Source organism: Streptomyces sp. NPDC038135, assembly GCF_055601245.1.
On sequence record NZ_JBVJXS010000013.1, the window covers coordinates 72,346 to 91,541 of the forward strand.

Consider the following 19,196-nt stretch of genomic DNA (forward strand, 5'->3'; position numbering starts at 1 on the left):
GGCTACTTCTCCGTCTTTTCCGAAGGGGCGTTCAGCTCCGGGCGGCCGGGCTGCTCGCCGCCGCGCTCCTTGATGTACGTCTCGGTGGGCACCATGACCTTGCGGCGGAAGACGCACACCAGGGTGCCGTCCTGCTTGTAGCCCTTGGTCTCCACGTAGACGATGCCGCGGTCGTCCTTCGACTTCGACGGCCACTTGTCCAGCACGGTCGTCTGGCCGTAGATCGTGTCGCCGTGGAACGTCGGCGCCACGTGCTTGAGCGACTCGATCTCCAGGTTGGCGATCGCCTTGCCGGAGACGTCCGGCACCGACATGCCGAGCAGCAGCGAGTAGATGTAGTTGCCCACCACGACGTTCTTGCCGAAGTCCGTCGTCTTCTCGGCGTAGTTGACGTCCATGTGGAGCGGGTGGTGGTTCATGGTGAGGAGACAGAACAGGTGGTCGTCGTACTCCGTGACCGTCTTGCCCGGCCAGTGCTTGTACGTCGCCCCGACCTCGAACTCCTCGTAGGTGCGTCCGAACTGCATCGCGCTCAGGCCTCCGGGATCTCGAACTTGCTGGTGCGCTGCATGCCGGCGGCGCGGCCCTTGCCCGAGATCACCAGGGCCATCTTGCGGCTGGCCTCGTCGATCATCTCGTCGCCGAGCATCGCGGAGCCCTTCTTGCCGCCCGCCTCGGACGTGTAGTAGTCGTACGCGTCCAGGATCAGCTCGGCGTGGTCGTAGTCCTCCTGCGACGGCGAGAAGATCTCGTTGGACGCCTCGACCTGGCCCGGGTGCAGCACCCACTTGCCGTCGAAGCCGAGGGCGGCGGCGCGCTGCGCGACCGCGCGGTAGCCCTCGACGTTGCGGATCTGCAGGTAGGGGCCGTCGATCGCCTGGAGGTTGTTGGCGCGGGCGGCCATCAGGATCTTCATCAGGATGTAGTGGTAGGCGTCCGCCGGGTAGCCGGGCGGCTGCTCGCCCACGACCAGCGACTTCATGTTGATGGAGGCCATGAAGTCGGCCGGGCCGAAGATGATCGTCTCCACGCGCGGGCTGGCCTGCGCGATCTCGTTGACGTTGTTCAGGCCCTGCGCGTTCTCGATCTGCGCCTCGATGCCGATCTTGCCGACCTCGAAGCCCATCGTCTTCTCGATCTGGGTCAGCAGCAGGTCGAGCGCCACGACCTGCTGGGCCGTCTGGACCTTCGGCAGCATGATGCAGTCGAGGTTCTGGCCGGCGCCCTCGACGACCGTGACGACGTCCCGGTACGTCCACTCGGTCGTCCAGTCGTTCACCCGTACGACGCGCGTCTTGCCCGTCCAGTCGCCCTCGTTGAGGAACTTGACGATGGTGTGCCGCGCCTCCGGCTTGGCGAGCGGCGCGCACGCGTCCTCCAGGTCGAGGAAGACCTGGTCGGCGGGGAGGCCCTGGGCCTTCTCCAGGAAGCGCGGGTTGCTTCCCGGTACCGCCAGGCAGGAGCGGCGGGGGCGAAGGCGGTTGACTGTCGTCATGCGGGGACCTCCAGGGGGTCGAGCTTGTTCGCTTTCCGGATCTCGTCGGCGATGCGGCCGATGATCCCGGTGATGTCGAAGTCCTTCGGGGTGAACACCGCGGCCACTCCGGCGGCCCGGAGATCCTCGGCGTCCCCGTTCGGGATGATGCCACCTGCGATCACCGGTATATCTGTGGCACCGGCCACACGCAGGCGCTCCAGCACGTCCGGCACGAGCTGGGCGTGCGAGCCGGACAGGATCGACAGGCCCACGGCGTGGACGTCCTCCGCCAGGGCGGCGTCCACTATCTGCTCGGGGGTGAGCCGGATGCCCTGGTAGACCACCTCGAAGCCGGCGTCGCGCGCGCGGACGGCGATCTGCTCGGCGCCGTTGGAGTGACCGTCGAGGCCGGGCTTGCCCACCAGGAAGCGGAGCTTGCCGACGCCCAGGTCGCGGGCGGTGGCGTCCACCTTGGCGCGGACCTCGGCCATGGCCGAGCCGGCCTCGGCGGTGACGGCCACCGGTGCGGAGGACACCCCGGTGGGCGCCCGGAACTCGCCGAACACCTCGCGCAGGGCGCCCGCCCACTCGCCGGTCGTGACCCCGGCGCGGGCGCACTCCAGCGTGGCCTCCATCAGGTTGCCGGTGCCCTTGGCGGCCTCCTTCAGCCGCTCCAGCGCCTTGCAGGGGCGCGGGTGGTTGAAGGGCGGCTGGTAGCGGGTGTCCCGCCAGGTCTCCAGCGAGGCGACGACCCGGGCCTCGACCGCCGGGTCGACCGTCATGATCGCGGTGTCCAGGTCGGCCGTGAGCGGGTTCGGCTCGGTCGTCTCGAAGATGTTGACGCCGACGATCTTCTCCTGGCCGGACTCGATCCGCGCCCGCCGCTCGGCGTGCGAGGAGACGAGCTGCGCCTTGAGGTAGCCGGACTCGACGGCGGCCATCGCGCCACCCATCTCCTGGATCCGGTCCATCTCGGCGAGGGACTCCTCCACCAGGGCGTTCACCTTCGCCTCGACGACGTGCGAGCCCTCGAAGATGTCCTCGTACTCCAGCAGGTCGCTCTCGTGGGCGAGCACCTGCTGGATGCGCAGGCTCCACTGCTGGTCCCACGGCCGGGGCAGGCCCAGGGCCTCGTTCCAGGCGGGGAGCTGCACGGCACGCGCGCGGGCGTCCTTGGAGAGGGTGACCGCCAGCATCTCGAGCACGATCCGCTGGACGTTGTTCTCCGGCTGCGCCTCGGTCAGGCCGAGCGAGTTGACCTGGACGCCGTAGCGGAAGCGGCGCTGCTTGGGGTTCTCGATGCCGTACCGCTCGCGGGTGACCTTGTCCCAGATGCGGCCGAACGCCCGCATCTTGCACATCTCCTCGACGAAGCGGACGCCCGCGTTGACGAAGAAGGAGATGCGGGCGACCACGTCGCCCATGCGCTCCTCGGGCACCTGGCCGGAGTCGCGCACGGCGTCGAGCACGGCGATCGCGGTGGACATCGCGTACGCGATCTCCTGCACCGGCGTGGCCCCGGCCTCCTGCAGGTGGTAGCTGCAGATGTTGATCGGGTTCCACTTCGGGATGTGGGAGACCGTGTACGCGATCATGTCCGTCGTCAGGCGGAGCGAGGGCCCGGGCGGGAAGACGTGCGTCCCGCGGGACAGGTACTCCTTGACGATGTCGTTCTGGGTAGTGCCCTGGAGCTTGGTGATGTCCGCGCCCTGCTCCTCGGCGACGACCTGGTAGAGCGCCAGCAGCCACATGGCGGTGGCGTTGATCGTCATCGAGGTGTTCATCTGCTCCAGGGGGATGTCCTGGAACAGCCGGCGCATGTCACCGAGGTGCGAGACGGGCACGCCGACCCGGCCGACCTCGCCGCGGGCGAGGATGTGGTCGGGGTCGTAGCCGGTCTGGGTCGGCAGGTCGAACGCCACCGACAGACCGGTCTGGCCCTTGGCGAGGTTGCGCCGGTACAGCTCGTTGGACGCCTCCGCCGTGGAGTGACCGGCGTACGTGCGCATGAGCCACGGCCGGTCCTTCTCCCTCCGCGATCCGGAGGGCTGACGCTCAGTCATCTGGACCTCCGGGTCCTCAGATGTTCCGGAAGCGGTTGATGGCGTCGATGTGCTTGGCGCGCATCTCCTCGTCGCGCACGCCCAGGCCCTCCTCGGGGGACAGGCACAGCACGCCGACCTTGCCCTGGTGCAGGTTGCGGTGCACGTCGTAGGCCGCCTGGCCGGTGTCCTCCAGGGAGTACACCTTCGACAGGGTGGGGTGGATCTTGCCCTTCGCGATGAGGCGGTTGGCCTCCCAGGCCTCGCGGTAGTTGGCGAAGTGCGAGCCGATGATCCGCTTGAGCGACATCCACAGGTAGCGGTTGTCGTACTCGTGCATGTAGCCCGAGGTCGAGGCGCAGGTGGTGATGGTGCCGCCCTTGCGGGTGACGAACACGGAGGCGCCGAAGGTCTCGCGGCCCGGGTGCTCGAAGACGATGTCGATGTCCTCGCCGCCGGTCAGCTCACGGATGCGCTTGCCGAAGCGCTTCCACTCCTTCGGGTCCTGGGTGTTCTCGTCCTTCCAGAACTTGTAGCCCTCGGCGTTGCGGTCGATGATCGACTCGGCGCCCATGGAGCGGCAGATCTCCGCCTTCTGCTCGCTGGAGACGACGCAGATCGGGTTGGCGCCGCCGGCGAGGGCGAACTGGGTGGCGTAGGAGCCGAGGCCGCCGCTGGCGCCCCAGATGAGGACGTTGTCGCCCTGCTTCATGCCGGCGCCGTTGCGGGAGACGAGCTGGCGGTAGGCGGTGGAGTTCACCAGGCCCGGGGCCGCCGCCTCCTCCCAGCTCAGGTGGTCCGGCTTCGGCATGAGCTGGTTGGACTTGACCAGCGCGATCTCGGCGAGGCCGCCGAAGTTGGTCTCGAAGCCCCAGATGCGCTGCTCGGGGTCGAGCATCGTGTCGTTGTGGCCGTCCGAGGACTCCAGCTCGACGGAGAGGCAGTGGGCGACGACCTCGTCACCGGGCTTCCAGGCGTTGACGCCCGGGCCGGTGCGCAGGACGACGCCGGCGAGGTCGGAGCCGATGATGTGGTACGGCAGGTCGTGGCGCTTGGCCAGCTCGTTGGTGCGGCCGTAGCGCTCCAGAAACCCGAAGGTGGACAGCGGCTCGAAGATCGAGGTCCACACCGAGTTGTAGTTGACCGAGGAGGCCATCACGGCCACCAGGGCCTCGCCCGGACCCAGTTCGGGCAGCGGCACGTCGTCCAGGTGGATCGACTTGCGCGGGTCCTTGTCGCGGGTCTGCAGGCCCGCGAACATCTCCGTCTCGTCCTTGTGGACGGTGATCGCGCGGTACGACTCGGGGAGCGGCAGGGCGGCGAAGTCGGCGGACGTGGCGTCCTTCGACTGGATCGCGTCCAGGATGTCCTTCACGGTCACGGTGTTGCCTCCGGCGGTGAGCGCCCTGAGGGAGGGGCGCTGGGGGATCGTCGGTGCTGCTGGGAGTGCTGCTGAGGGTTTTGAGGGTGTGCCGTCGGTTCGGCGGGGGTGGAGCTTCGGCAGCGCTTTGTGGCGCGGGAGGGTGCCTGTGACGCAGGCGTCCGGGCGCGCAGGCCGTCCGGCTTGCGGGGACAGCCGGCGCACGAATGGTCTCTGCGCGCCGGCCGCCCGGACTTCCTTCAACGTATGACACCGCGTGTCATGTCGCAAGGCACTGAGTGCCAGAAGCTGCTCTCAGATGAAATCTTTACGCAACATATGAGCGATGATCGATCGAACGGGCTCCGGAATGCCTCCGAAAAGGGCCCCTGACATGCCAAAACGGCCACCCCGAAGGGTGGCCGTCATCACAGGGCGCGTGGCGTCTCAGCGCTCCTTGAGCGCCTCCTCGATGGTGCGCATGACCTCGTCGAGCGGCGCGTCGGTGCGGGCGACCGTCACCAGGACCTCGCCGTGCGCGGAGACCGCCGCCGGCGCCATGGTGGCCGCCGGCCCGGGCGCCGGGCCGCGTCCGGCGCCGATCCCGGTGCCGAACGTCTTGCGCACGATGGCGAAGGCGTGGTCGAGCTGCGCCTCCACGTCGCCCTGCCCGCCGGCCCGCAGCCAGCGCCTGAGGACGTGGTTGTGGGCGGTGACGACGGCGGAGGCGGCGACCTCGGCGAGCAGCGGGTCGTCGTTGGCGTCGTCGGCGTGCGCGTGCTCGTCGAAGTGGCCGAGCAGGTAGCGGGTGAACAGGCGCTCGTAGCGGGCCACCGAGGCGATCTCGGCCTCGCGCAGGGTGGGCACCTCGCGCGTGAGCTTGTAGCGGGCGACCGAGATCTCCGGCCGGGCCGCGTACATCCTCATGACTTCCTTGATGCCGCGGCACACCGTGTCGAGCGGATGCTCGTGCGCGGGGGCGGCGTTGAGGACCGCCTCGGCGCGGATCAGCGTGTCGTCGTGGTCCGGGAAGATCGCCTCTTCCTTGGAGCGGAAGTGGCGGAAGAAGGTGCGGCGCGCGACCCCGGCCGCGGCCGCGATCTCGTCGACGGTGGTCGCCTCGTACCCCTTGGTCGCGAACAGTTCCATCGCTGCGGCCGCCAGTTCCCGGCGCATCTTCAGCCGCTGGGCGGCGGCGCGACTGCCTGCGGCACTTTCCGGCGCGTCGGGCGTGGCTGGTGTACGTGAGGACTTGGCGGGCTGGGGCATGACCCGAACGTACTGCATGTGCGCGGCAGAATGCGCAGGTCCGGGGGATCCCCCGCCCGCGAGGGGCGGGGGGCTGCCCGCCGGATCGAGCAGTCCGCCCCAGTCCGTCTCCGTGCGGGACCAGTCGCCGACGCCGTCAGCGGCGGGCATACTCGCGGAAGCCGCGGCCGGTCTTGCGGCCCAGGCAGCCCGCGGCCACCAGGTGCTCCAGCAGCGGCGCCGGGGCCAGGCCCGGGTCGCGGAACTCGCGGTGCAGCACCTTCTCGATCGCCAGCGAGACGTCCAGGCCCACCACGTCCAGCAGCTCGAACGGGCCCATCGGGTAGCCGCCGCCGAGCTTCATCGCCGCGTCGATGTCGTCCAGCGTCGCGTAGTGCTCCTGGACCATCTTGATCGCGTTGTTGAGGTACGGGAACAGCAGCGCGTTCACGATGAAGCCGGCCCGGTCGCCGCAGTCCACGGCGTGCTTGCGGATCCGCCCGCAGACCTCGCGGACGGTGGCGTGCACGTCGTCGGCCGTCAGGACCGTGCGCACGACCTCGACCAGCTTCATGGCCGGGGCCGGGTTGAAGAAGTGCATGCCGATCACGTCCTGCGGGCGCGAGGTGGCGCGGGCGCAGGCGACGACGGGCAGCGAGGAGGTGGTGGTGGCGAGCACCGCGCCCGGCTTGCAGACCTTGTCCAGCGCGGCGAAGAGCTGCCGCTTGACCTCCAGGTCCTCGGCGACCGCCTCGACCGCCAGGTCGACGTCGGCGAAGGCGTCGTAGGAACCCGCAGGGGTGATCCGGTCCAGGGTCTCGGCGGCCGCCTCGGCGGTCATCCGGCCCTTGTCGACAGAGCGCGAAAGCGACTTGCCGATACGGGCCTTCGCGGTCTGCGCCTTCTCCTCGCTGCGGGCGGCGAGGACGACCTCGTAGCCCGCCTTGGCGAACACCTCGGCGATACCGGAGGCCATGGTGCCCGAGCCCGCGACGCCCACGGACCGGACCGGGCGCCCCTCGGCCCCGGCGCCGCCGGCGGCCGGCGTCAGCGGGTCCGGCACGACCGCGGCGCTGCCCGGCGCCTCGTAGGTGTAGAAGCCGCGCCCGGACTTGCGGCCGGTCAGGCCCGCCTCGCTGAGCTGCTTGAGGATCGGGGCGGGGGCGTGCAGCCGGTCGCGGGACTCGGCGTACATGGCGTCCAGCACCGTGCGCGCGGTGTCGACGCCGATCAGGTCCAGCAGGGCGAGGGGGCCCATGGGCAGGCCGCAGCCGAGCCGCATCGCGGCGTCGATGTCCTCGCGGGAGGCGTACTTCGCCTCGTACATGGCGGCGGCCTGGTTGAGGTAGCCGAACAGCAGCCCGTCCGCGACGAACCCGGGGCGGTCGCCGACCGCGACCGGCTCCTTGCCCAGCTCGATCGCGAGGTCCGTGACCGCGGCGACCGCGGCCGGCGCGGTCAGCACCGAGGAGACGACCTCGACCAGCTTCATCGCCGGGGCCGGGTTGAAGAAGTGCAGGCCCAGCACCCGCTCGGGGCGCGCGGAGTCGGCGGCGAGCCGGGTGACGGACAGCGCGTTGGTGCCGGTCGCCAGGATGGTCTCCGGACGCACGATGCCGTCCAGCTCGCGGAAGATCTGGTGCTTGACCTCGTACGACTCCGGGACCACCTCGATGACCAGGTCGGCGTCGGCCGCCGCGCGCAGGTCGGTGGAGAGGCGGACCCGGGCCAGCAGGCCGGCGCGGTCCTCCTCGGTCAGCCGGCCGCGCTCGACGGCACGGGCGGCGGCGGACTCCAGGGCGGCGAGCGCCCGCGCGGTCTGGGCCTCGGCGACGTCGATGCCGATCACCTCGCGGCCCGCCTTCGCGAGAACCTCGGTGATGCCGGTGCCCATGGTGCCGAGACCGACGACGGCGATCGTCTTGAGCGGGGACAGATTGGTGTCGGACAGGGGAGTGGCCATCGCGGGACTCCAGGAATGAGGGTGACGACTGGGAACGCGCCGGGTGCGCCCGAAGGCGCACACCGGGGCGGGAAGGAGTGCGGGTGTTGCCGGGCTGCTGGCGCACACGCCCGGTGCCGGCACCGCGGGCGTGCACACGCCCGGGAGCGGCGGAATTCCGACCGGCTCTGTCCCGGAGCCGGGTCGTACTGCGGTACCGAGGTACCGAACCGACCGGCGCACGACGGCTGCGTCACCAAACCGTCGTGAGCGAACGCGAGTGGGTAACTCGCTCGTCTGAGCTTAACCGGCCGGTAACGAGCGCGCCAGCCCCGCGCCGAAGCCGACTTTGTGATGTAGCTCCCTCCACCCGGGAGACCCGCCTACGCTGGCACCGTGGACGAAGAGTTGCGATCGCTCACGGAACGCTTACGGCAGGAGTCGCACGGCTCACCCGGCTACGAGCGGCTGCTGACGACCGGGGACCACGACGAACTCGCCGAGGTGCTCACCGCGCCCGGACAGCCGCTGTGGGCCCGGGAACTGGCGGCGTTCCGGCTGGGCCGGGCCGGCGACCGGCGCGCCTTCGAGGCGCTCGTGCTGCTGCTCAACCACCGCGACCCGCCCCGCTGCGCCTCGGCCGCCCACGCCCTCGCCCGGCTCGGCGACCCGCGCACGGCCCGCGCCGCGGCGGCCCTCGCCACCAACGAACTGCGCGTCGCCTACGCCCTGCACCCGGTACGGCTCCTGGTCGAGCTGCGCGCCCCGGAGTCCGTGCCCGCGCTGATCACCACCCTGGAGCGCCGGCTGCGCCCGCACGACCCCTACCGGCGGGTGGCCCTCGCCTGCGTGGACGGTCTCGGCGCGCTCGGCGACGCCCGCGCCCGGCGGGTGCTGGGCGAGGCCCTGGCGCACCCGGCGCTCGCCGAGGCGGCGGTACGCGCGCTGGCGCGCATCCCGCGCCAGGAGCGGAAGTGACGCCGGCTCAGCCGCCCAGCGCCCGCGCGTACCGCACCTCGGGCACGAGTTCGCCGCCCGCCTCGAAGGGCTCCTCGGCGCCGTCCCAGCGGAACCCGGCGCGCTCGTAGAAGCGGCGGGCCCGCGTGTTCTCCTTCAGCACCCACAGCAACATGCGCGGGTGCCCGGCGCACCGCTCGACCGACTCCGCGAGCAGCGCCCGGCCCACGCCCGTGCCCAGATGGTCCGGGTCGAGGTAGACGGCGTACAACTCGGCGTCCCCGGTGCGCACTTCACCGTCGCGGTACGGCCCGTACGCGGCCCAGCCGACCACCTCGCCGCCCCGCTCGGCGACCAGGTTCACCACCGCGCCGTTCCCCTGCTCGAACCAGGTACGGCGCCGCTCGGCGTCCCGCGCCACGCTCAGCGCGTCGAGATACGGCTGCGGCATGAGCCCGCGGTAGGCGTGCCGCCAGCCCCGGATCCGGATCTCCGAGACACGGTCGCAGTCGCCGAGGACCATCGGGCGGATGCGGAGGGAGGGGTCGTCCATGACCGCACCCTAGGGAACCGGTCCGCCCGGCGCCCCTGAATATCCGGCGGACCGGCCCTCGCGCGGCCGGGCCGGCCGGTCAGCGGCGGAAACCCAGCAGCCGGTGCAGCTCCGCGCCGCGCGAGGCCGTCGGGGCCGCCTTGCCGGACGGGGGTACGGGGTCCGGCGACCTCTGGCAGACCGCGTCGGCCGCCCCCGCCACGCCGGCCTGGCGCGGGAGTCTGCCGTCGGACAGGTAGTCGGCCAGGTAGCGGTCCAGGCACGCGTTGCCGCTGAGGCTGATGCCGTGGTTGCCGCCGCCCTGCTCGACCACGAGCCGGGAGCCCGCCAGCAGCCGGTGGGCCGTCGCCCCGCCCGCGTACGGCGTGGCCGCGTCGTCGGTCGCCTGGAACAGCAGTGCCGGGGGCAGCTTCCTGTTGGCGACGTCGACCGGCCGCAGCGTCCCGGTCGGCCAGAACGCGCACGGCGCGTTGTACCAGGCGTTGTTCCAGGCCATGAAGGGCGCCTTCGCGTACACCCCCCAGGTCTCCGTCCGCCAGCGGTTCCAGTCGCGCGGCCAGGACACGTCACGGCACTGCACCGCCGCGTAGACGCTGTACCCGTTGTCGCCCGGGCCGTCCACCGCGCCGTAGTCCTGGTACGCCTTCACCAGCGGCCCGGTCCTGCCCTCGTTGGCGTAGGCCGCGAACGCCGCCGCGAGGTGCGGCCAGTAGCCGTTGTAGTAGCCGCCGGGGATGAAGGCGTCCTCCAGTTCGGCGGCGCCCACCTTGCCGCCGGCCGGCTTCTTCGCCAGGGCCGCGCGCATCGCGTACCACCGGGCCTCGACCTTCGCCGGGTCCTTGCCGAGCCGGTACGTGGCGTCGTGCCGGGCGATCCACGCCATCAGGGCGCGGTGGCGGGCGTCGAAGGCGTAGTCCTGGCCGATGTTGTCCTCGTACCAGACGCCCGTCGGGTCCACGACCGAGTCCAGCACCAGGCGCCGCACCCGCTCGGGGTAGAGCTTGGCGTACACCGCGCCCAGGTAGGTGCCGTACGAGTACCCGAAGTAGCTGATGCGCGGCGCGCCGAGGGCCCGGCGGACGGCGTCCATGTCCCGGACGGCGTCGACGGTGTCGATGTACGGCAGCACGTCCGCGTACTTGCGGCCGCAGGCGGCGGCGAAGGACAGGGCGCGCTCCAGGTTCGCCCGCTCCAGCGCGGGCGTCGCGGGCACGGTGTCGGGCCGCACCGGCTTGAAGCGGCCGGCCGAGCAGTCCAGCGCCGGCGTGCTCTTCCCGACGCCCCGCGGGTCGAAGCCGATGACGTCGTACTGGGCCGCGACCGCCTTCGGCAGCGCCGACGCGACGTAGCCGGCGAGCTTGAGACCGCTGCCGCCGGGGCCGCCGGGGTTGACCAGCAGCGGTCCCTGGGAGGCCGGAGCGGTGTGCGGGACGCGGGACAGGGCGAGCGTGATCTGCCGGCCGGCCGGCCGCGCGTGGTCCAGCGGCACCTTCAGCGACGCGCACTGCAGGGTCGGGTAGTCGTCGGTGCCGCACTTCTTCCAGACGAGCTTCGGCGCCGGAGCGGCGGGGGCCGCCTGCGCGGGGACGGCCGTGACCGAGCCCGCCACCATGGCGGCGGCTGCGCACAGCACGGCTGCGCGTGTCCTCATGGGTCCTCCCGGGACGGAGGGTGACGCGAACCGTGTGATCACGGTCCTCGCCGGATCGTCCCGGAATCAGGCCCCCGCAGAACCCTTTCTGCCCATACTTGACCCAATTGGTCCGAGGGATGCCCTCCAACGCTCCCAGCGGCGCTCCCGGAGTCGGGCGCGCTCGGAGCCGCTCCGGTCCGGAGCCCTCAGAGCAGGGTGAGCTGGGTCGGCTCGGCGGGAGCGGGCGCCTCGGCGGCCCCGGCCGGGCGGATCCGCCGGGCCGCTCCCGCGCGCGCGGGGCCGATGCCGTACTCCTGGGCCAGTTCGTGCACCTGACGGGTGATCCGGCGCTGGTACCACTTGGGCGCGTAGGCGCCCTCCGCGTACAGCCGCTCGTAGCGGCGCACCAGGTGCGGGTGGTGCTGCCCGAGCCAGGTCATGAACCACTCCCGCGCGCCCGGCCGCAGATGCAGCACCAGGGGCGTGACCGAGGTGGCCCCGGACGCCGCGATGGCCCGGACCGTCTCCCGGAGCCGGTCCGGGTGGTCGCTCAGGAAGGGGATGACCGGCGCCATCAGCACCCCGCAGCCGATGCCGTGCTCGCCGAGGACGCGGACCACGTCCAGCCGGCGCTCGGGCGCGGGCGTGCCCGGCTCCACGGTGCGCCACAGCGCGTTGTCCGTGAAGCCCACCGAGACCGAGATGCCGACGTCCGTCACCCGGGCGGCCCGGGTCAGCAGTTCCAGGTCGCGCAGGATCAGGGTGCCCTTGGTCAGGATCGAGAAGGGGTTCGCGCGCTCGGTGAGGGCCGAGATGATGCCCGGCATCAGCCGGTAGCGGCCCTCGGCGCGCTGGTAGCAGTCGACGTTGGTGCCCATCGCCACGTGGTCGCCCAGCCACCGGCGCGAGGCGAGCTGGCGGCGCAGCAGTTCGGGTGCGTTCACCTTCACCACGATCTGGGTGTCGAAGCCGATGCCCGTGTCGAGGTCCAGATAGCCGTGCGTCTTGCGGGCGAAGCAGTACACGCACGCGTGCGTGCAGCCGCGGTACGGGTTCACCGTCCACTCGAACGGCATCCGGGAGGCGCCCGGCACCCGGTTCAGGATCGAGCGCGCCCGGACCTCGTGGAAGGTCATCCCCGCGAACTCGGGCGTGTCGAAGGTGCGGGTGGTCACCGCGTCCGCGCCGAACAGGGCGGGGTCGGCCCGGCGGTGTTCGGTCTCGCCCGTGAGGTTCTCCCAGCGCATGACGCCTCCTCGGTAGCACTGCCGCACAGAATAGAACATCTGTTCCCATGATCGTGCGACCCCGATTTGGGCGGCCGGGCGCCGGGGTGGTTGGCTTGATCCCTCTTCGAGAAATCTGGTCCTGGAGGAACGCAATGGCGCAGGTCGAGGCCACTACGGAGCGGGTCGTCGCGGCGGACGCGGAGAAGGTGTTCGACGCCCTCGCCGACTACAGCGGCACGCGGCAGCGGCTGCTGCCCGAGCACTTCAGCGAGTACGAGGTCCGCGAGGGCGGCGACGGCGAGGGCACCCTCGTGCACTGGAAGCTCCAGGCCACCAGCAAGCGGGTGCGCGACTGCCTGCTGGAGGTCAGCGAGCCGACCGACGGCGAGCTGGTCGAGAAGGACCGCAACTCCTCCATGGTCACCACCTGGCGCGTCACCCCGGCCGGCGAGGGCGGCTCCCGGGTCGTCGTCACCACCACCTGGCAGGGCGCCGGCGGCGTCGGCGGCTTCTTCGAGCGGACCTTCGCGCCCAAGGGCCTCGGCCGGATCTACGACGCCGTCCTCGCCAACCTGGCGCGCGAGGTCGAGAAGTGACCGGGCGCGTCCGCGCCTGACCTCGGCCTGGCCTCCGTCTGATCCGCGTCTGATCCGCGTCCGATCTCCGTCCGATCCCAAAGGCCGCCCCGCGCCGGGGTGTTGTGCTCCTCACCGGTTCGAGTGGATTCGCATCCCGTTCGAGCTTGTGCCGTAACTCGCCGTACTTGTCCGCAGTTGTCGTCTTGCGCGGGAATTGTGTGACAGGTGCGACGAGGGGAGCGGTACGTGGGTGGGACGACTCTGGTGCGGGACGAGCCGGTCACGGCACCCCCCGGGACGGCCGCGCCCCCACCGCCCCGGACCGCCGAACTCGACGCGAGGCGCGTGCGGTTGGTGTTCCTCGGGCTCATGCTCGCGCTGCTGCTCGCCGCGCTGGAGCAGATGATCGTCGCCACCGCGCTGCCGAAGATCGTCGGCGAGCTGCACGGCCTGGACAAGATGTCCTGGGCGATCACCGCCTACCTGCTCACCGCCACCATCGGGCTGCCGCTGTACGGCAAGCTCGGCGACCTCTTCGGCCGCAAGGGCGTCTTCCAGTTCGCGATCGTCGTCTTCGTGGCCGGTTCCGCGCTCGCCGGGCGGGCGCAGAGCATGGACCAGCTCATCGCCTTCCGCGCCGTCCAGGGCGTCGGCGCGGGCGGGCTGATGATCGGGGTGCAGGCGATCATCGCCGACATCGTGCCGCCCCGGCAGCGCGGCCGCTACATGGGCCTGATCGGCGCCGCGTTCGGCGTCGCCTCCGTCGCCGGCCCGCTGCTCGGCGGCTACTTCACCGACCACCTGTCCTGGCGCTGGTGCTTCTACATCAACGTCCCCTTCGGCCTGCTCACCCTCGCCGTCGTCTCGGCGGTGCTCAAACTGCCCAGGCCCCGCGTCCGCGCCCGCCTCGACGTGCCCGGCGCGCTGCTGCTCGCCGCCGCCTCCACCTGCCTGGTGCTGCTGACGAGCTGGGGCGGCACCGAGTACGCCTGGGGCTCGCGGGAGATCATCGGCCTCGGCGCGGGCGCCCTGGCGGCCACCGTCCTCTTCGTCGTCGCCGAGCGCTTCGCCGCCGAACCCCTCATCCCGCTCCGCCTGTTCCGGGACTCCGTCTTCAACGTCACCGGTCTGGTCGGCCTGGTGATCGGCGTGGCGCTGTTCGGCGCCGCCAGCTACCTGCCGACCTTCCTGCAGATGGTCGACGGGGCCAGCGCCACCGAGTCCGGGCTGCTGATGCTGCCCATGATGGGCGGCATCGTCGGCGCCTCGATCGCCGGCGGACAGCTCATCAGCCACACCGGGCGGTACAAGCTCTACCCCGTCCTCGGCGGCGCCCTGTCCGCCGTGGGCATGTGGCTGCTGTCCCGGCTCGAGGTGGACACGCCCCGGCTGTACTACAGCGTCTGGATGGCCGTCCTCGGCGCCGGCATCGGCCTGGTGATGCCGGTCCTGGTGCTCGCCGTGCAGAACTCCGTGCGCCCCGCCGACCTCGGCACCGCCACCAGCGCCAACAACTACTTCCGGCAGATCGGCGGCAGCGTCGGCGCCGCCGTCTTCGGCACGCTGTTCGCCGGCCGGCTCACCGACGCCCTGCGGCGCGAACTGCCGCCGAGCGCGGGCGCCGGGCTGCCCGACCCCGAGTCCCTGACCCCGCAGCTCGTGCACGCGCTGCCACCGGCGCTGCGCGACGCCTACATCCGCGCCTACGCCGACGCGATGCCCCGGATCTTCCTCTACCTGGTCCCGGTGCTCGTCCTCGGCCTGATCATCGCCTTCTTCCTCAAGGAGAAACCGCTGGTGTCCCACAACGCCGCCGAAACCGAGCCCGTGTCCGCGACCAGCCCCATCCCGCAGGCCCGCCACCAGCCCCCGGCCGGGGCGCCGCGCTCGCCGTACGCGGCCGGGATCCCCGTCTGCGGCACGGTGCAGCACCCCGACGGGACCGTGGTGCCCCGCGCGGCGCTCACCCTCATCGACGTCGCCGGACAGCAGATCGGACGCGGTGCGAGCGGCGACGACGGGCGCTACGCGCTCGCCACGCCCGGCGTCGGCTCGTACGTGCTGATCGCCGCCGCCGGCGGCCACCAGCCGCAGGCCGTCTCCGTCACCGTCGGCGAGCGGCCCGTGGAGCTCGACGTCGTCCTCGGCGGCGCGGGACGCCTCGCCGGCAGCGTGCTCACCGCCGACGGCAGCCCCGTCCGGGACGCCACCGTCACCCTCACCAACGTGCACGGCGAGGTCGTCGCCAGCACCCGCAGCGGGCGGGAGGGCGGCTACGTCATCACCGAGCTGGTGGCGGGCGAGTACACCCTCGCGGCCAGCGCGCCCGCCTTCCGGCCCGCCGCGCTCCCGGTCACCGTGCAGGCCGCCCGGGAGACCCGGCAGGACGTCGAGCTCGCGGGCGGCGCCGTACTGCGGGGCACCGTCCGGGCGAGCGGCGGCCGCGCGGTGGAGGACGCCCGCGTCACGCTCCTGGACGCCGCCGGGAACGTGGTGGACACCCTCACCACCGGAGCCGACGGAGCGTTCCGGTTCGTGGACCTGTCCTCCGGCGAGTACACGGTGATCGCCGCAGGCTACCCGCCGGTCGCGACCGTCCTGCAGGTCGCGGGCGGCGGCCGCACGGAACGCGATCTGCAACTGGGGCACGAGGACTGACGGGACGGCGCCCGCAGGCCGACCGGCCGCGCGCCGGTGCGCGAGGCGGAGACCAATTCGGGGATTGCCGCACATCGCGCCCGGCCGCCGCCGTACCGTAGTGGCGGGCGGCACAGATCGTTTGCGAACAGCCGTGGGGAGAGAGGGCCTGGGCCATGGACCGTGGCAGCGAGCGGGACACACCTCCCGGCCGCGGCGCCGGCGAGGCCGCGGCGGGCCGGATTCCGCTTGCCGTGGTGGTCGTCGACCGCGACGGTCTCGTGTCCCACTGGAGCAGCGGCGCGGGCCGCCTGTTCGGCGTCGGGCGGCAGGAGGCGGTCGGGCGTCCCGCGGTGGATCTGCTGCCGGTCTCCGGCGCGCTCTCCGACGACCCGCACGACGACCCGATGCCGGACGCCTACGAGGCGTACGACGAGCTCGGTCCCGACCTGGAGGCCTCCCTCGGCGGCCGCACCGCCTACCCGACCGCCGGCCGGGCCCGCCAGTTCCCGCACAAGGAGGGGCGGTCCGGCGCCGAGGCGACCGACGACGAGCGGATCGACGTCCTCTGGTGGGCCTACCCGCTGGTCGGCCCGGGCCCGTTCCGGCTGCTGGTGCTCGCCGCCGACGCCGTCCGGCTGCGCGAGGAGCGCGGCTACGACGACGAGACGGCCGAGCACATCTCACCCGGCTTCGCCCGCCACACCGAACTCCCCGCCTCCGACGAACTGGAGCGCCGGCTCCCCGAGGTCCTGCCCAACATGGGCCCCGACCTCAGCGGCCGCATCGTCTCCCAGATCCTCGAACTCGGCTATCCCGTGCTGGAGTTCAGCCAGTTCGACCGGGTGCCCGTGACCCCGTACTGGGGTGTGCCGCGCCGCCCCGGCCGCAACCGCGCCGAGGCGGTCGTGCCGCAGCAGCGGACCGCGCCCGTGATCCCGGCCGGAGCGGAGCTGGACCTGGAGTACGCCGCCGTGCGCGAGCGGCTGGAGTTCCTCAACGAGGTCAGCTCCGGCATCGGCACCTCGCTCGACCTCGGCGAGACCATCCGCGAGGTCACCAGCGCCGCCGTGCCCCGCTTCGCGGACTTCGCCGGCACCCACCTGCGCTCGGCGGTGCTGGCGGGCGAGGGCTTCCCGGACGGCCCGCCGGACGCCAGCACGGTGATGCACCGGGTCTGGGTCGAGCACAACGACGAACCGGGCCGCTGGGACGACACCGTGCCGGTCGGCGAGACGTTCGCCTTCCCCGAGCACACCCCGTTCTACCGGTGCATGGTGACGGGCGAGCCGGTGCTGATCCCGAGGGTCACCGAGGAGCTGTCCAACCGCATCTCCGGCGAGTTCGAGAAGCGCGACCTCAGGCCGCTCATCGGCGGCCGCTCGCTGCTGATCGTGCCGCTCAAGGCGCGCAACGTCGTCCTCGGCTTCATGGTGCTGATGCGCCGCCCGGACCGCGCCGCGTTCGATGACATGGACCGCACCACGGGCGCCGAACTCGCCGCACGCGCGGGCCTGGTGCTCGACAACGCCCGTATGTACACCTACCAGGAGAACGTCGCCGACACCCTGCAGGACAGCATGCTGCCGCAGGTCACCCCGCGGATGGCCGGCTGCGACGTGGCGACCCGCTATCTGCCCGGCACCCGGCTCGGCCGGATCGGCGGCGACTGGTTCGACACCATCAAACTGCCCGGCTCCCGCACCGCCCTCGTCGTCGGCGACGTGATGGGCCACGGGCTGAACTCGGCCGCGATGATGGGCCAGTTGCGCACGGCCGTGCAGACCATGGCCACCATGGAGACGCCGCCCGCCCAGCTGCTGCGCAACCTCGACGACCTCGCCCGCCGGCTCGGCGAGAACTACCTCGCCACCTGCCTCTACGCGGTCTACGACCCGATCCGCGGCGAACTGCACCTCGCCAACGCCGGGCACATCCCGCCCGTGCTGGTGCGGGCCGAGGACGGCCGCAGCGAACTGCTCGACCTGCCGACCGGCGCGCCCATAGGCGTGGGCGGTGTCCCCTTCGAGGCCACCGTCGTCCGGGTCGCGCCCGGCGACCGGCTGGTGCTGTGCACCGACGGCCTGGTCGAGGTGCGTGGCTCCGACATCGGCGAGGGCCTGGCCGCGCTCTGCGAGTCCGCCGCCCACCCCGCGGCCTCGATGGACGACGCCTGCGACACCATCATCCGGGCCCTCAACACCCACGGCGGCCGCAAGGACGACGTCGCCCTGCTCATGGCCCGGCTCAACGGCATCCCCGGCGACCACGTCGCCGAATGGCACGTCGATGCCGACCCGCGCGAGGTCGGCCGGGTCCGCGGCCTGGTGTGCGAGCGGCTGCTGGACTGGGACCTGCCGCAGGCCGTGGAGACGGCGCGGCTGCTGGTCAGCGAGGTCGTCACCAACGCCGTACGGCACGGCGGCGGCGGCCGGGTCGGACTCCGGGTGGTCCGCACCGACGCCCTGCTGTTCGAGGTCACGGACGACGAGCCGGCCCTGCCCTCCATGCTCGCCGCGGGACCGTACGACGAGGCCGGGCGCGGTCTGCGGGTGGTCAGCCGGCTGGCCCGCGAGTGGGGCGCCAGCGCCACCGGGCACCGCAAGACCGTCTGGTTCGAACAGGGCCTCGCCGAAGGGCGCTGAGCCGGGGGCGCGCCGCCTGCTCAGCGCGCCCCCCGCGGTGGCCACGGCCCGTACATCCGGTGAAGGTGGCCTCCGGACCCTTGCCCCGCACACGGCGATCGCGATATTCCGATCAAGCAACCGACCGTGGGGAGATCGCCGTGAACGTCTCGGACAACTATCGCGACAACTGGGAGAGTTACTGGCGGGAGACCGCCGACGGGACGGGAGAGGCGATCTGGGACTCCGACCCGTCCCTGAGTGCCGAGCCGCACAGCGCACTGCTCCTGCCGTACGCGGACACCGGCCGCCCCATAGTGGACCTGGGCTGCGGCAACGGCACCCAGACCCGCTTCCTCGCCACCCGGTTCGCCCGCGCCGTCGGCGTCGACCTCTCGCACGCCGCAGTCGAGCACGCACGGCGCGCGGCGAACGGCGGCCCGGTCGAGTTCCAGCAGCTCGACCTGACGGACGGCGGCGCCGTCCGGGAACTGCACGAGCGGCTCGGCGACAGCAACGTGTACATGCGCGCCGTCATCCACCAGAGCGAGCCGCACGCCCGCGCCGCGGTGGCCGCCGCGGTCGCCGAGCTCATCGGCTCCGAGGGGCGGGCGTTCGTCGTCGAGCTGACGTCCGGGTCCCGCGACGTCCTCAAGCAGGCCGCCGGCGGCCCCGAGGGGCCGGGGCCCAAGCTGCGCCGGGTCTTCGACCACGGCCTCAAGCCCGCCGACGCCGACGACGAGGAGATCCCGCGCCTGCTCGGCGAGGCCGGCCTGGAGATACTGGCCACCGGTGAGACCACCGTGCCGCAGACCGAGCACCTGGCCGACGGCACCCGCATCGACCTGCCCGCCCGCTGGTTCGTGCTCGCCCGCAAGTGACGGGGCCCCGGGGCCGGCGGTCACACGTACGGGGG

At 72.2% G+C, this 19,196-nt stretch carries 14 protein-coding genes; 5 read left to right on the top strand and 9 right to left on the bottom strand.

Annotated elements, in window-relative coordinates; genetic code table 11:
* Positions 1–2: 2 nt before the first annotated feature.
* The 6 genes from ACZ7JA_RS32405 to ACZ7JA_RS32430 all read right to left on the bottom strand — a co-directional run bounded on the left by ACZ7JA_RS32405 (position 3) and on the right by ACZ7JA_RS32430 (position 8,090).
* A complete protein-coding gene (locus ACZ7JA_RS32405; protein ID WP_351669072.1) occupies positions 3–527 on the bottom strand; it encodes a MaoC family dehydratase in 525 nt (174 codons plus the stop codon).
* Positions 528–532: 5 nt separating this feature from the next.
* Complete coding sequence (locus ACZ7JA_RS32410; RefSeq protein WP_161291613.1) at positions 533–1,495, bottom strand: HpcH/HpaI aldolase/citrate lyase family protein; 963 nt, start codon at positions 1,493–1,495, stop codon at positions 533–535.
* Positions 1,492–3,540, bottom strand: a complete 2,049-nt coding sequence (locus ACZ7JA_RS32415) for a protein meaA (RefSeq protein WP_351669069.1) — start codon at positions 3,538–3,540, stop codon at positions 1,492–1,494. The genes ACZ7JA_RS32410 and ACZ7JA_RS32415 overlap by 4 nt, the downstream gene beginning before the upstream one ends.
* Before the next feature lie 16 nt (positions 3,541–3,556).
* Entirely contained in the window at positions 3,557–4,894 is a 1,338-nt protein-coding gene (gene ccrA / locus ACZ7JA_RS32420; RefSeq protein ID WP_351669093.1) for a crotonyl-CoA carboxylase/reductase, read from the bottom strand.
* A gap of 432 nt (positions 4,895–5,326) precedes the next feature.
* Positions 5,327–6,148: a TetR family transcriptional regulator gene (locus tag ACZ7JA_RS32425; RefSeq protein WP_351669067.1), complete on the bottom strand. Its 822-nt coding sequence runs from the start codon at positions 6,146–6,148 to the stop codon at positions 5,327–5,329.
* Between the two features lie 136 nt (positions 6,149–6,284).
* Positions 6,285–8,090, bottom strand: a complete 1,806-nt coding sequence (locus ACZ7JA_RS32430; RefSeq protein ID WP_470811941.1) for a 3-hydroxyacyl-CoA dehydrogenase family protein — start codon at positions 8,088–8,090, stop codon at positions 6,285–6,287.
* Positions 8,091–8,465: 375 nt separating this feature from the next.
* On the opposite strand from ACZ7JA_RS32430, the gene ACZ7JA_RS32435 reads away from it, so the two are divergent.
* Positions 8,466–9,047: an adenylosuccinate lyase gene (locus tag ACZ7JA_RS32435; protein WP_351669063.1), complete on the top strand. Its 582-nt coding sequence runs from the start codon at positions 8,466–8,468 to the stop codon at positions 9,045–9,047.
* Between the two features lie 7 nt (positions 9,048–9,054).
* Here ACZ7JA_RS32435 and ACZ7JA_RS32440 read toward each other — a convergent pair whose 3' ends face one another.
* The 3 genes from ACZ7JA_RS32440 to ACZ7JA_RS32450 all read right to left on the bottom strand — a co-directional run bounded on the left by ACZ7JA_RS32440 (position 9,055) and on the right by ACZ7JA_RS32450 (position 12,459).
* Positions 9,055–9,579, bottom strand: coding sequence for a GNAT family N-acetyltransferase (locus ACZ7JA_RS32440; protein WP_389302034.1), 525 nt, complete (start codon positions 9,577–9,579; stop codon positions 9,055–9,057).
* Positions 9,580–9,658: 79 nt separating this feature from the next.
* Entirely contained in the window at positions 9,659–11,230 is a 1,572-nt protein-coding gene (locus ACZ7JA_RS32445) for an alpha/beta hydrolase (protein ID WP_404029689.1), read from the bottom strand.
* A 188-nt stretch (positions 11,231–11,418) separates the two neighbouring features.
* A complete protein-coding gene (locus ACZ7JA_RS32450; RefSeq protein ID WP_389302028.1) occupies positions 11,419–12,459 on the bottom strand; it encodes an Rv2578c family radical SAM protein in 1,041 nt (346 codons plus the stop codon).
* Positions 12,460–12,593: 134 nt separating this feature from the next.
* On the opposite strand from ACZ7JA_RS32450, the gene ACZ7JA_RS32455 reads away from it, so the two are divergent.
* The 4 genes from ACZ7JA_RS32455 to ACZ7JA_RS32470 all read left to right on the top strand — a co-directional run bounded on the left by ACZ7JA_RS32455 (position 12,594) and on the right by ACZ7JA_RS32470 (position 19,161).
* Positions 12,594–13,037, top strand: coding sequence for an SRPBCC family protein (locus ACZ7JA_RS32455; RefSeq protein ID WP_351669055.1), 444 nt, complete (start codon positions 12,594–12,596; stop codon positions 13,035–13,037).
* 228 nt (positions 13,038–13,265) lie between these two features.
* Positions 13,266–15,677, top strand: a complete 2,412-nt coding sequence (locus ACZ7JA_RS32460; protein ID WP_389453403.1) for an MFS transporter — start codon at positions 13,266–13,268, stop codon at positions 15,675–15,677.
* Positions 15,678–15,832: 155 nt separating this feature from the next.
* Positions 15,833–18,301: an ATP-binding SpoIIE family protein phosphatase gene (locus ACZ7JA_RS32465; protein WP_470811946.1), complete on the top strand. Its 2,469-nt coding sequence runs from the start codon at positions 15,833–15,835 to the stop codon at positions 18,299–18,301.
* A gap of 140 nt (positions 18,302–18,441) precedes the next feature.
* On the top strand, positions 18,442–19,161 hold the full coding sequence (locus tag ACZ7JA_RS32470; protein ID WP_470811948.1) for a methyltransferase domain-containing protein: 720 nt from the start codon (positions 18,442–18,444) through the stop codon (positions 19,159–19,161).
* Positions 19,162–19,196 lie beyond the last annotated feature (35 nt).